13 protein-coding genes are annotated in these 13,982 nt (G+C 40.3%); 3 read left to right on the plus strand and 10 right to left on the minus strand.

Features of this window, described 5'->3' with window-relative positions; genetic code table 11:
* From GVJ38_RS00535 to GVJ38_RS00550, 4 genes are all read right to left on the minus strand, one after another.
* The gene (locus tag GVJ38_RS00535; RefSeq protein ID WP_159721212.1) at window positions 1-366 is read right to left on the minus strand and encodes a lactococcin 972 family bacteriocin; all 366 of its coding nucleotides are present in this window, start codon (window positions 364-366) and stop codon (window positions 1-3) included.
* 810 nt (window positions 367-1,176) lie between these two features.
* On the minus strand, window positions 1,177-1,314 hold the full coding sequence (locus GVJ38_RS00540; RefSeq protein WP_159721213.1) for a FeoB-associated Cys-rich membrane protein: 138 nt from the start codon (window positions 1,312-1,314) through the stop codon (window positions 1,177-1,179).
* Window positions 1,302-3,464, minus strand: a complete 2,163-nt coding sequence (feoB, locus tag GVJ38_RS00545; protein WP_159721214.1) for a ferrous iron transport protein B — start codon at window positions 3,462-3,464, stop codon at window positions 1,302-1,304. The genes GVJ38_RS00540 and feoB overlap by 13 nt, the downstream gene beginning before the upstream one ends.
* A complete protein-coding gene (locus GVJ38_RS00550; RefSeq protein ID WP_159721215.1) occupies window positions 3,465-3,935 on the minus strand; it encodes a ferrous iron transport protein A in 471 nt (156 codons plus the stop codon).
* A gap of 373 nt (window positions 3,936-4,308) precedes the next feature.
* Here GVJ38_RS00550 and nrdH point away from each other — a divergent pair, with 373 nt between their 5' ends.
* From nrdH to nrdF, 3 genes are all read left to right on the plus strand, one after another.
* Window positions 4,309-4,530, plus strand: coding sequence for a glutaredoxin-like protein NrdH (nrdH, locus tag GVJ38_RS00555; protein ID WP_159721216.1), 222 nt, complete (start codon window positions 4,309-4,311; stop codon window positions 4,528-4,530).
* A gap of 67 nt (window positions 4,531-4,597) precedes the next feature.
* Window positions 4,598-6,757 (plus strand): class 1b ribonucleoside-diphosphate reductase subunit alpha, encoded by a 2,160-nt coding sequence (gene nrdE, locus GVJ38_RS00560; protein ID WP_159721217.1) that lies wholly within the window; start codon window positions 4,598-4,600, stop codon window positions 6,755-6,757.
* Window positions 6,758-6,787: 30 nt separating this feature from the next.
* Window positions 6,788-7,756, plus strand: a complete 969-nt coding sequence (nrdF, locus tag GVJ38_RS00565) for a class 1b ribonucleoside-diphosphate reductase subunit beta (RefSeq protein ID WP_159721218.1) — start codon at window positions 6,788-6,790, stop codon at window positions 7,754-7,756.
* 73 nt (window positions 7,757-7,829) lie between these two features.
* Here nrdF and GVJ38_RS00570 read toward each other — a convergent pair whose 3' ends face one another.
* From GVJ38_RS00570 to GVJ38_RS00595, 6 genes are all read right to left on the minus strand, one after another.
* On the minus strand, window positions 7,830-8,534 hold the full coding sequence (locus GVJ38_RS00570; protein ID WP_159721219.1) for an MgtC/SapB family protein: 705 nt from the start codon (window positions 8,532-8,534) through the stop codon (window positions 7,830-7,832).
* A gap of 51 nt (window positions 8,535-8,585) precedes the next feature.
* A complete protein-coding gene (locus GVJ38_RS00575; RefSeq protein WP_159721220.1) occupies window positions 8,586-9,299 on the minus strand; it encodes a pseudouridine synthase in 714 nt (237 codons plus the stop codon).
* Window positions 9,300-9,424: 125 nt separating this feature from the next.
* Window positions 9,425-10,126, minus strand: coding sequence for a glucosamine-6-phosphate deaminase (nagB, locus tag GVJ38_RS00580; RefSeq protein WP_159721221.1), 702 nt, complete (start codon window positions 10,124-10,126; stop codon window positions 9,425-9,427).
* A gap of 127 nt (window positions 10,127-10,253) precedes the next feature.
* The gene (locus tag GVJ38_RS00585; RefSeq protein ID WP_159721222.1) at window positions 10,254-11,399 is read right to left on the minus strand and encodes a mannitol-1-phosphate 5-dehydrogenase; all 1,146 of its coding nucleotides are present in this window, start codon (window positions 11,397-11,399) and stop codon (window positions 10,254-10,256) included.
* A 2-nt stretch (window positions 11,400-11,401) separates the two neighbouring features.
* Window positions 11,402-11,839: a PTS sugar transporter subunit IIA gene (locus GVJ38_RS00590; RefSeq protein WP_159721223.1), complete on the minus strand. Its 438-nt coding sequence runs from the start codon at window positions 11,837-11,839 to the stop codon at window positions 11,402-11,404.
* 57 nt (window positions 11,840-11,896) lie between these two features.
* Window positions 11,897-13,936: a BglG family transcription antiterminator gene (locus GVJ38_RS00595; protein ID WP_159721224.1), complete on the minus strand. Its 2,040-nt coding sequence runs from the start codon at window positions 13,934-13,936 to the stop codon at window positions 11,897-11,899.
* Window positions 13,937-13,982: the final 46 nt, after the last annotated feature.

A 13,982-nucleotide genomic window follows, 5' to 3' on the forward strand; every position in this document is an offset into this window, starting at 1 on the left:
TCAATAAACATTCCACCAGCCTGTATTACCATGTAGCGTAGCATTTGCTACTGCGTATGCTTGTATCCCCGCAGGCTGCACATTTCTTACTTGTCCGCCCCAACCATTCCTAGCAGTAGCACTATGCGTACTGTATCCATGATAGTATCTAGCATAAACCTGAAACCCACTAACCCAACAATAAAAATCTCCTCCTCCTGCTGGAACTCTAGGTTGAATTCCAATAGGTTTCAATATATTGTTTTCTAAGATTTCGTACCCGCCTCCTGCAATAGAATTAGAATCTTCTGTAGAACTAGCATAACTAGGTGTACTGCCAATTACAACTCCCCCTAATAATGTCATAGTTAAAAATACTTTTTTCATAAAAAGGTCCCTTTATAGTTATATTTATTTATGTTATTACACAAATATTCCCTGTTATTAATCAAGCTAAACTTATTCTGTTATCATTCCCATCTTATTGATTCATATTTTCTAAATATTTATATTCTTTAATTCTTTTTTTGAAATATATTTAAACTTTTATTTTACTAAATATATACAAATAACTAATTTAAACAATTTCAATTACCAGTTTTTAATTTTTAATCGTATAACATTTCTTCAAACATGTAATTATTCTGATCCTTTTAAACATTTAGTTTAAGTTGCTACCTAGAAAATACTCTTATATATGGATACATTACAATTGATTTTACAATTGATTATTTTCGATAATATTATAAATAAAACAAAAACCACGTTCCCTTCCTTTTAAAATGACACACATTATCCAAAAAAACGGATGCTTGATAAAAAATCACCCTATTTTTCAATCGATCCAGTATTCGAATAAAATATTTTTTGAACATTTAAACTACAAAATATAAATTAACTATGTATTTTATAATATTGTTAAAAATAAAAAATTTTTTATTTTTAATAGGCCATTCAAAAATTGATTTAATAGATATAATTGACCAGTTGCTCAATCTGCATCACTAATTACAAAAAAACAACACCTTATATTCTTATTTTAGATAGACAAAACGCTCCCCATGAATGAGATATTAAAATGTATCTCATCCATGGGGAGTATGTCATGATATTCTACTTTTTTCATTAAGCGGCGTAGTCTTATCCATTTCGTATGACTATGGTGTAGCTTCAGCTAACTATCTCTGTCAGACCCGCTTATTCACTGACTTTACTCTCTTTTTTTACCGGACAGCTACATTCACAATCTTCACATGAGCTGCCTTTTTTGATTTGTCGATAAACGATCCCCGCGGCACTGCCGAAGATCACGATAGATAACATTAAAGTTGCCATCCTTCACCCTCCTCTTTGAGCTGTTCGATCGTAACAGTTGGTGCTTGTTCGACGGGTTTGCGTAAAATGAAATACAACATGCCAACCAGGGCTACTCCAGCCGCTACAGTTCCTAAATTAACCGTGCCACCTTCAAAAGCTACATGCCCAAATTGATAGATGACTAGACTGACGATATAAGCCAAACCACATTGGTACCCAATTGCGCGCAGCGTCCATTTGACACTTCCCATTTCACGATGGATCGCGCCCATCGCAGCAAAACACGGTGCGCATAATAAGTTGAAGACTAAAAATGAATACGCTCCAACAGGGGTGTAAGTCGCGCGTAAGGCAGCCCAAACTTGGTGTCCATTTTCCGCAACTGCTGCGTGTTTGAACAAGATCCCAAAAGTCCCGATCACATTTTCTTTTGCGACTAAACCAGTGATCGCTGCCACTGCGCCTTGCCAATTGCCCCAACCTAATGGTGCAAATAGCGGTGCGATCAAACCACCTAAAAAGGCTAACACACTTTGATCTTCACTGACAGCTTGCAAGCGGAAATTGTAATTTGAGATAAACCAAATCAGGATACAGGAAACAAAAATGATCGTTCCAGCTTTTTTAATAAATGATTTACTGTGATCATACGTGTAACGCAATGTGTTTCCAAAGCGCGGTAGATGATAGACTGGCAGTTCCATAATAAATGGTGCCGGATCACCACTGAACAAATGTGTTTTTTTCAATGCGATCCCTGACAAGACGATCGCGCTCATTCCGACAAAATAAGCGGAAGGGGCGACCCAGCTGCTATGAGGGAAAAAGGCTCCTGCAACTAGTGCGATGATAGGAAGTTTAGCAGAGCATGGCATAAAGGTCGTCAGCATAACCGTCATGCGGCGATCTTTTTCATTTTCGATCGTCCGACTAGCCATCACGCCTGGAACCCCGCAACCTGTTGCGATCAGCATCGGGATAAATGATTTACCAGATAAACCAAATTTACGAAAAATCCGATCCATCACAAAGGCGATCCGTGCCATGTACCCGCAATCTTCCAACAAGGCTAAGCATAAAAACAGCGCCATCAATTGGGGTAAGAATCCAATTACCGCTCCGACGCCGGCGATGATCCCATCTAAGATCAAATGCTGCATCCAAGGTGCAACTTGCCAAGCGTGTAACGTCTGACTGACAAAATCAGGTACGATCGAGCCAAACAACGTATCATTGAGCCAATCGGTCCCCATCGTACCAATCGTTTGAATCGAAATATAGTAGACTAACCACATGATCAAAGCAAAGATCGGTAAAGCTAGAAACCGATTGGTCACCACTTGATCGATCTTATCAGAAAGAGACGCTTTGAATTGACCTTCATCGACGATACAGAGATTTTTCAAATTACTGATGAAGTCATACCGTTCATTGATGACGATCGTTTCCGCATCATCATTCATGATTTTTTCGGTGATCTTAATGATCTCGGTAATTTCTTTTTGCTGGATCTTACTAAGATCTAACTGAGCTTGAGCTTTTTCGTCGCGTTCAAATAATTTGATACTATACCAGCGACTATATTTTTCTAATGCAGTACTCCCTAGAACCGTTTCGATCTCGCTGATAGCAGCTTCAAAACGGCTATCATAAACCGGAAATTGGATTTCATCACAACTGCTAGCCGCCGCCTGCGTTTTTTGCATCAATTCATCTAAACCACGATTTTTCAACGCGCTGATCCCAACGACCGGTACTCCGAGTGCATAAGACAATTTTTCTAAGTTGATTTGTTTATCGGATTTTTCTAATAAATCCATCATATTGATCGCTAAGACCGTGGGAATTCCCGTTTCGATCAGTTGTGTCGTTAAATAGAGATTCCGTTCAATATTACTGCCGTCCACCACATTGATAATGACATCTGGCTCACCGGACATTAAATAATCTCTAGCTACGACTTCTTCAGGTGAATAAGGAGACATGGAATAAATTCCTGGCAAATCGTGGATCGTGTATTCTTGATTTTTTTTATAATAGCCTTGCTTCCGCTCAACTGTAACACCAGGCCAATTCCCGACAAATTGGTTGGTACCAGTCAAGACATTAAATGTACTAGTTTTCCCACTATTAGGATTACCAGCTAATGCGATATGTAGCTGAGTCATCTAAAGCTCCTCCTTTGCCACTAAAACGAGTTCGGCTTCGGATTTGCGCAAACTCAATTCATATCCGCGAATCCGAATCTCCAATGGATCGCCTAAAGGTGCAAGCTTGACGACTTTCACTAAAGTCCCGCGGGTGATCCCCATATCCATCAAGCGGCGTTTGACTGCACCAGTTCCATGAACACTGACAACTCGTGCTTGATCGCCAGCTTTTAAGTGATCGAGGGACTGCCACGTGCTTTTATCTTCTGTGACTTCTTTCACTTTGATTTGATTTAATAAGGCGTGATCAATGGCAACCCGCGCATTATGTAAAAGCACGATGCTATTGCTGCCAGAACTATTGACCACTGCAATTTTCGTTCCTTGGGTCATGCCAAGATCTTGCATTCGATGTTTCAATTCATCCGTTAAATGCAGCGTATCGATCTGGACGACTTTATTCAAAGGGGTTTCGGCTAATGTTGTCATTGATCTTTACCACCTATCTTTTATAAACGACAATGAGAATCTTTCTCACTTAGAGCATAACGGGATATGAGAGCCTTGTCAATAACAATCCCCCCATTCCAAGCAAATTAGTTGACAATTCTTACCTTTTAGGAAGCCCAAACTCTGCAAGCAGTTATTCTAAAAAATTTCAAAGAATAAAAACAACAGCATCTATTTGTTTTATAATTGTTTTTAGCTTTTTTATCCCCACTTCATCTGCTTTCAATCTTTTCCAAAAAACACAAACCATAGTGTCGTTAGATTTAACCACCACAAGATGTAGTGTTTTACGATTGACTTTCGTAGTCGTTCCTTTATACTGTTACTTGTAGAAAATAAAGGAGGGCTTCTCATGGTAAAAGTCTATTCTAAAAATAATTGTATGCAATGCAAGATGACAAAACGTTATTTAAATGAACACAGTATTCCGTATGAAGAAGTAAATGTCGATAGCGATCCTGCTGCCTTAGAATTTTTAAAAGATCAAGGCTTCCAAAGTGTTCCAGTTATCTTTGGTAAACAGCAAGCGATCATTGGCTTCAGACCGGACCAATTAAAAAGTCTTGCGGTTTAATTCGACTTTGTAGCATTTTGCTGCAAAGTTTTTTACTTCCTACTACATAATAGAAAGATGTGACACGATGAGCTTAAAAGATTTAGGAGAGGTCTCCTACTTTAAACTGAACAATGAGATCAATCGTCCCGTCAATGGACAGATCCCTCTAAATAAAGATCAAGAAGCCTTAGCTGCCTTCTTTAAAGAAAACGTTGAGCCGAATACCCATCAGTTTGCTTCAACAAAAGAAAAAATCGAATATTTAGTCGCCCATGATTATTTGGAGAGCGACTACTTAGCAAAGTATTCAATGGTGTTTATCGAAAAATTATTCGCTTACTTGGACGAACAACAGTTTACTTTCAAATCGTTCATGGCCGCTTATAAATTTTATTCGCAATATGCGTTGAAAGACAATGACGGACTTGAATATTTGGAAAATTATGAAGACCGAGTTGCCTATAACGCGTTGTATTTTGCTGATGGAAATGAAGAGTTAGCCTTGAATCTAGCCGATGAAATGATCCATCAACGCTATCAACCTGCGACACCTTCTTTTTTAAATGCTGGTCGCAAACGCCGCGGTGAGTTAGTATCCTGTTTTTTGATCCAAGTCACTGATGATATGAACAGTATCGGTCGCTCGATCAATTCAGCGTTGCAACTTTCGCGGATCGGTGGCGGTGTAGGGATCAATTTATCGAACTTACGTGAAGCCGGCGCACCGATCAAAGGCTATGACGGCGCAGCAAGCGGTGTCGTGCCTGTCATGAAATTATTTGAAGATAGTTTTTCTTATTCCAATCAATTAGGCCAGCGACAAGGTGCCGGTGTCGTTTATTTGAACGTTTTTCATCCTGACATCGAAATGTTTTTATCCGCTAAAAAAGAAAACGCCGATGAAAAGATCCGCGTTAAAACATTATCACTTGGGATCACAGTCCCTGATAAGTTTTACGAATTAGTCCGTAAGAATGAAGACATGTATCTCTTTAGTCCTTACGGTGTGGAACGGGAATACGGCGTGCCGTTTTCTTATGTCGATATCACAAAAGAATATGATAACTTAGTCAATAATCCTAAGATCCGCAAGAAAAAAGTCAAAGCGCGCGACTTAGAAAATGAGATCTCAAAATTACAACAAGAGTCTGGCTATCCTTACATCATCAATATCGATACAGCTAACCGTGCCAATCCCATCGATGGCAAGATCGTCATGAGTAATCTGTGTTCTGAGATCTTGCAAGTCCAAACACCTTCTGCCATCAATGATCGGCAAGAATACGAAGTGCTTGGTACCGATATTTCGTGTAACCTTGGCTCGACTAATATCGTCAACTTGATGGAAAGTCCTGACTTTGGAAAATCCGTTCAAACGATGGTCCGCGCATTGACTTTTGTGACCGATGCGTCGAATATCGATGTCGTACCTTCTATCCAAAATGGAAATCATTTAAACCATACGATCGGTCTGGGTGCAATGGGACTCCATAGTTTCTTTGCTAAACATTTGATGACTTACGGCTCCAAAGAATCTTTAGACTTCACCAATATTTACTTTATGCTGTTGAATTATTGGACGTTAGTAGAAAGTAACAACATCGCAAAAGAACGCGGTGAAGTCTTCCACAACTTTGAAAAATCAGCTTACGCGGATGGAACGTATTTTGATCGTTACATCCAGGACGAAATTTTACCTCAAACGGAAAAAGTCCAAGCGATCTTCAAAGATATTTTTATTCCAAGTGCTGCTGATTGGGAAAAACTAAAAGCTGCAGTCCAAAAAGATGGTTTGTATCACCAAAACCGATTAGCAATCGCGCCCAATGGTTCAATCTCTTATATCAATGATACGAGTGCTTCTTTGCATCCGATCACGCGTTTGATCGAAGAACGGCAAGAAAAGAAAATCGGTAAGATCTATTACCCAGCCCCTTATTTGAACAATGACACACTGCCTTATTACACATCTGCTTATGATATGGATATGCGCAAAGTCATCGATGTCTACGCCACTGCGCAAAAACACATCGACCAAGGGATGAGTTTGACCTTGTTCATGCGCTCTGAGATCCCGGTTGGTTTATATGAATGGAAAACGGACACGAAACAATCCACTCGTGATTTGAATATTTTACGGAATTACGCTTTTTATAAAGGCTGCAAATCGATTTATTACGTCCGCACGTTTACCGATGACGCTGAAGAGATCGGCTCAAATCAATGTGAAAGCTGTGTGATCTAACGTGTTTGGTAGAGAAAGGAACGAGTTTTAATGGCAGAAACGTATTACAAAGCAATCAACTGGAATGAGATCGAAGACGTGATCGACAAATCTACGTGGGAAAAATTGACCGAACAGTTTTGGCTGGACACGCGAATCCCACTTTCCAACGACTTAGACGACTGGCGGAAATTGTCAGCTCTAGAAAAAACGACAGTCGGTCATGTCTTTGGTGGTTTGACTTTACTCGATACTGTCCAATCTGAAAGCGGGATGGATCAGTTGCGTCAAGACGTTCGGACACCTCATGAAGAAGCCGTCTTAAACAATATTCAATTCATGGAATCAGTCCACGCTAAAAGTTATTCTTCGATCTTTAGTACGTTAAATACAAAGTCTGAGATCGACGAGATTTTTGAATGGACCGACACCAATCCTTATCTCCAGAAAAAAGCAGAGCGAATCAATGAGATCTACAAAAACGGTTCGCCGTTAGAAAAAAAGATCGCCAGCGTCTTTTTAGAAACGTTCTTATTCTATTCAGGCTTTTATACGCCGCTCTATTATTTAGGAAATAATAAGCTAGCTAATGTGGCAGAGATCATCAAGCTGATCATTCGCGATGAATCCGTCCATGGTACGTACATCGGCTACAAGTTCCAAGTTGGGTTCAATGAGTTGACCGCTGATGAACAAGCTAACTTAAAAGACTGGATGTACGACTTACTGTATGAGTTGTATGAAAACGAAGAAAAATACACGGAAGAATTATACGATGCAATTGGTTGGACCGAAGAAGTCAAAACGTTTTTACGCTACAATGCCAACAAAGCGTTGATGAATCTCGGGATGGACCCACTGTTTCCAGATACCGCCGATGATGTCAACCCGATCGTAATGAATGGGATCTCTACAGGTACTAGCAACCATGACTTCTTCTCACAAGTGGGAAATGGTTATTTGCTAGGTCATGTGGAAGCCATGCAAGATGATGATTACTTGATCGGCTTTGAAAAATAATTTTTTAGCCGGATGACTGAAAAACGCGCTGCTAGCAAATGTGCCGGCAGCGCGTTTTTGGCGTTTCAATCAATTAAACATTGATCAAACGTAATTTGGTGATATTACGATACATTGATAAGTCTTCGATCACATCGGTGTAATCCATTTTCTTCGGCAAGTCGATCGTATAAATATTAGTGTAGACTCGGTAGTCTTCCATGAAATCAACGTTGAAATCTACATCTTCCACTTCGATCCCCTTGCTCTCAAAATAATTCATGATAAATTCTTTTGTCTCAGCCCGGTGAATATATTGAATCTCAATTTTTTTGATTGCATGGACTTTGATAATTTTTTTCACCACTGTCAATGCCAACATCACTCCGACAAAACTGGAGATTGCGATCTTGTAATACCCCATGCCGATCGCAAGGCCCAAACCGGCACCTGCCCAAATCGAAGCTGCCGTTGTCAAACCTTTAACAGAACGATTTGTCACGATGATCGTTCCTGCACCTAGAAAACCGACACCACTGACAACTTGGGCGATCAACCGCGCTTCATCAGAACGAATGACGCCCATCAATTTTGGATATTGCAACGCGTCTCGCAGTGCTGAACTTGCGATCTCCACTTGGATCAATGCAATGATCGTTGCCCCCATACAGACTAAAATGTGCGTCCTGATTCCAGCCGGTCGATTGCGATATTCCCGCTCGATCCCGATCGCGCCGCCCATGATCATTGCTAAAACTAAACGAATCATGATCTCTTGTAATGTTAATTCTACGTCCATCCCCTATCACCTCAAAAATAGTATAGCATTAATCAGCTGATTTTCAGAAAGTTAACCTTGTAGTTGACGCAATTCAACTGGCGTTACTTGGCGATAAGCGCCTAACGCCAAGTCAGCCGGTAGCTGTAATTGTCCCATTCGAATCCGTTTTAAGTAAGCGACTTCTTTGCCACACGCTTTGACCATTCGTTTAACTTGGTGAAATTTGCCTTCGTGTAATACGATTCGCACAATTGAAGTCTGCTGCTGCTCATCAACTGCTTCGATCATTAGCTGGGCAGGTCGTGTCTTTTCACCATCCAGCGTGATCCCTTTTTCAAATGTTTTTACATCCGTTACCGTCATCACACCGTTGACCTTTGCATAATACTCTTTTTCCACGTGTTTTTTTGGCGCTAATAATTCATGAGCTAACTTGCCATCATTAGTGAGCAGCAATAAACCTTCCGTGTCTTTATCTAAGCGTCCCACTGGAAATAAATCGCTACGAAAATCATCGGCCGCCAATAAATCCATCACTGTCCGGTCTCGTTTATCTTCTGTCGCCGAAATGACACCAGCTGGTTTATTCAACACATAATAATAAAATTCCTGATAGTGCAAAGGTTCACCTTGCCACTTGATCACATCAGTAGTTGGATCAACTTGTCGCTTATCACTTTTTTCCCTTTGCCCATTAATGGTAACTGTTCCCGTTTTGAGTATTTTTTTAACTTCTTTACGGCTGCCTAGCCCGGCTTCGGCTAAGAATTTATCTAAACGCATTCATTTCACCTCAATTTTATTATGCCATAAACGCGTTGCTCCCGCCCAGTAAAACCACGACCTTTGTCATTAACAAAAAAGGAGTCAGGCAGATTGCCTCACTCCAAAAACTTCTATAACTGATTTTATAATTTGCTAGCAGCAGCTTCGTCGATGATCACTGTAACGTTCGGATGATTTTGTAAAACGCTCGCTGGTAATTCTTCGGTCACTGGACCATCTAGCATCCCTTTGATCGCATCAGCTTTACTTTCACCATATGCCATCAATACGATTTTTTTACTTTGCATGATCGAGCCGATCCCCATCGATAGTGCATGTGTTGGTACGTCTTCTACTTTATCAAAATAGCGTTTGTTCGCTTCGATCGTTGATTCTGTTAGTTCGACTACGTGAGTCGTCACATCAAAACTTGTGCCTGGCTCGTTGAACCCAATGTGGCCATTACGACCGATCCCTAAAATTTGGATATCAATCGGATGATCCGCGATGACTTGGTCGTACCGTTTGCATTCAGCTTCAAGATCTTGCGCTTTCCCATTTGGGACGAAAGTTTCTTTGAAAGGTTTTTGGTTGAACAGGCGATCGTTCATGAAATAGCGATAGCTTTGTTCATCTGAGCCATCTAATCCCACGTATTCATCCAAGTTGACTGAAGTTAATGCAGAAAAATCTAAATTACTCCCGGTCATTTCTTGATATAACGTTTCGGGTGTGCTTCCCGTAGCTAAACCTAAAACTTTAATATCATTTTCCATTCCTGCTTTAATCAATTCAAAAGCTTTTTTGCCGCCTTCAACGTCATTTTTTACGCGAATTACATCCATCACGAAACGCTCCTTTTATCTTCATTTGGTATACACCAATGATAGCATGAATGAAGTTTTTTTGCAATAACTGTCTAGACCAAAAAAGCGATGCTACTTTTTTCCGTAGCACCGCAATCGCTAATAATTAATTTAATTTTTGATACGCAGCTAAAATCTCTGCGATCAATGCTTCATCATTGACGCCAGTCACTTCTTTGACTACTACTTCAACGGATTTTTCTTTTAACATACTTTGTAATTCTTGGCTTTGTTCATCGTTTGGATCATCATATTTTAAAATCATCGCGACCACTTCAACCAAATGATCATACGCTAAGTTGCGAGCCTTCGCTTCGCGGATTGGACGAATAAAACGTTCGTCGTAGCCTAACTTACGGATCGGTGTCCGAGCCACCCGAGTGATTGCATCTGAGATATAAGGATTTTCAAAGCGACCAACGATTTTATCAATATACGCTTGGTGCGTCGCAGGATCGAAATCCCATTTTTTGATTAATAAGCCACCAGTTTCACTTAAAACTGCTTTTAATTGTTGCAAAACACTGGCGTCACTGATCGCTTCATCAATCGTTTGATAACCTTTATACGCTCCGGTATAAGCAACGGTGGCATGCCCCGTATTGACTGAAAATAATTTCCGTTCGATATAAGGTTCTAAATCGGGTACATATTCCACCCCTTTTAAATGAAGCGATTTGTTTTTACTTTGAGTCTCATCAATTACCCATTCACAGAAAGGTTCTACCGATACAAACAACGGATCGGTATGATGTTGGATCGGTACGATGCGATCGACGGCTGCGTTTGGAAACCCGATATATTTTTCTACATAAGCAAGATCGGCTGCCGATAAATATTTTTTGACTTCACCAAATAAAAATTGGCTCCCGCCGATCATATTTTCACAGGCAATGACATCTAGTGGGTGTTCATTGCCCGCAGTACGACGCTTTTGAATCCCCTTAGCGATCAATTCCGCGATAAAAGGTAAAATATTTGGCCCGATAGCCGTTGTTACGATATCCGTTTCCGCAATCGAATCGACGACTGCTTGCGGATCTTTTTGGTTGTTCAACCCATCAACTTGCTGAACTTGAATTTGTTTTTTAGCTGGATCAGCCAACTCGATCGTATATTCTTTTCGTTCGTTCAAAGCATTGATGATCGTTTCATTGATATCAACGAAATCAATCGAAAAATCATTGCTGAATAAAATCTCACCGATAAATCCTCGGCCAATATTGCCTGCTCCAAAGTGTGTTGCTTTCATTTTTACTCTACCTCCTGCAGATATTCAATGATCTCTGCTTTTGTTTGTGCGTCTGCTAATTTCACAACATTATCGACATCCGAACAAAAGATTGCGATCTTTTGTAAAATATCTAAATGTTCATCCCCGATTCCAGCAATCCCAAATAAAACCATGGCTACGTCTTCAGTATCATCCGCTCCAAATTGAACCCCTTCTGGCGCTTGGATAATGGAGATACCACTTTTTTTAACAAATTTTTTCGCTTCATCCGTACCGTGCGGGATCGCAATAAAATTCCCCATGTAAGTTGAAACGAGTTTGTTTCGTTCGATCATCGCATCAACATAGCCGGCTTCGACGCAACCAGCATCCACCAATAACTTACCGCACGCTCTGATTGCATCTTCTTTTGTAGCATATGATTGATCTAATAAAATCATTTCTGGCTGTAATTCCATGCTAGTTCCTCCTAAAATAATACTGGTTGCACATGTTTTCTTTTTGTGCTTTATTACTTAACTTTCTCGAATCTCTTTGACAAACAATGAACTCAATAGCTGGTAAATGATCTCTTGATTGCCAAATTTATAAATTTCTGTATTTAAATCACTCTCAATGATCGAACTAGAAATCTTTCCTAGTAACTCTTTTTGGTTTTCCGGCAGCGGGTCAGGTGCCAACAAGAGCAAGACTCGACTGAGTTCGATACTTTTTTTATCCATCCCCGGAATCAAAAAAGTCCGATCTAGATCATAAATAGCAAAATACGGTTGTTTGATTTTTTCATTTGAACTGTGAAACAAAGCAAAGTTGCTATTAGGGATCCCGATCGGTGCGACCAAATAGCGTTCAATTACTTTGCGCGTTACAAATGCTGGCTCGCTAGTGATCGTTTCTGGTAAAGCGGCAATCACTTGGGCAAGCGTTGTCTCGATCGTGTCATCAGCTTTGATGGATCGGACTTCAAAGCTTTGCAACAAATTATTTGCGACTCGCATCATTTCATAGATCTCTTCAAACGATTCACTTTCTTCTTTGACAACGACTTTTCTGATCGCTGGCTGCAAACGCTGCAGTTGCCCTCTGATCTCCGTGATCTCCTCTTCTAATAAAAGCGGCGAGATAACTTTATACGGCAGCTGAAATCCAGGTAAAAACACTGTCGCTAAAATCACGTCATACGGTTTAAAATCTAACTGATTCATCTCAGAGATCTTAGCAACCCGAATCTTTTTCAACTCAGGCACATACTTTTTTAAGCGGCTTTCTAAGATGCGAGCTGTTCCAATCCCGCTCGAGCATAAAACTAAAGCGGAAAAGGTCTTGCCAACGGGCGTTCGTTCTAGCGAAGTCGCAAAGTGGATCACGACATATCCTAGTTCATCCAGTGAAAAATCATGCTCAGGAAAGACAGTAGTCAGTTCTTTTGTCACTGCATTTGTCAATAGCTGGTATTTTTCTTTGATCTGAACAAGCAGTGGATTACTGGCCTTCAAAGGCGTGATATTACGTTTCAAAGCAGCTGACATATGAGCTAACAAATCATTAAACAACTGCTCATCACTACGAAAATCAGTCTTTGTATCTTCCGAGACTAACCGAATCAATTCTTTGATCTGATAAGATAGCTCCACATCAAAATCAGCAAAAAAGATATTTTGCGTTTTCTTGTAGTTGATCCCTTCCAATTGTCGTGCTAAAAATTGGACTTCTTGTCGATTGATTGCGGTTTTAAGTTCCGTTGCGACTTTGATCATGATCTGGCTTGCAACTTGCATACTCTCTGGATTTGGTTCAGCTGAACTGCTGGCTTCAAGTCCATGCTGACTAGTAATCCGATCAATGGAAAGTGCTAATAAAACGATCACACGTTGGATTTGATTATCGGTCACTTTATCAAACGCATCAGTTGCTAAGTGATAAAGTGTCGTTTTAGCTAAATACAAACTCCGCGTCGTCAAGCGATCCAAGAAAAAATTTCCACTTTTTTGGGTAAGGTTTTCCGGTCGTAACTGATCAAGGAAATGAAAAAAATCATATTCAGATACCCCGTTATAAATCAAATTCCCTAAGATCTGGCGCTTCGCTTTTTCTTTGCCGGTGATTTTGATACCACGGCCTTTCAAACGTATCAGGGTCAATTCGTAATCAGCAACGCTCGTTTCGATCACTTGCAGATCTGTTGTGATCGTAGCCGGACTCACCAAAAAATCGATCGCCAGACTTTCGATCGTGATTTCCGTCTCACTGAGTAACAAGCTACAGACAAGCGCACTTTGTCGTTGGATCGTATCAAAGACCGCCGCCTGCTTTTTTTCTAATTGTGTTTTTAACGCTGCTAGTGCTGACTTTTCACCGATCAAACGATACCCAGCTTTTCTTGGTTTGATGATCTGGACATCTAAAGCTTTGATCGTTTTTTCAATACTTGAGATCTCCCGGTAAATCGTCCGCTTGCTGACGTGTAACACTTGTTCCAACTCTTCAATCGTAATACCACTGGGATAATCCAATAATAGTTTTAAAATTTTCTTTTCGCGATTTGAAAAATACACGCTGTTCCCTCCAACATTCAAAGGCTAAAAGCAGTGATCACTCACT

This window comes from Enterococcus sp. CSURQ0835, from assembly GCF_902706605.1.
Classification (GTDB): Bacteria; Bacillota; Bacilli; order Lactobacillales; family Enterococcaceae; genus Enterococcus_A.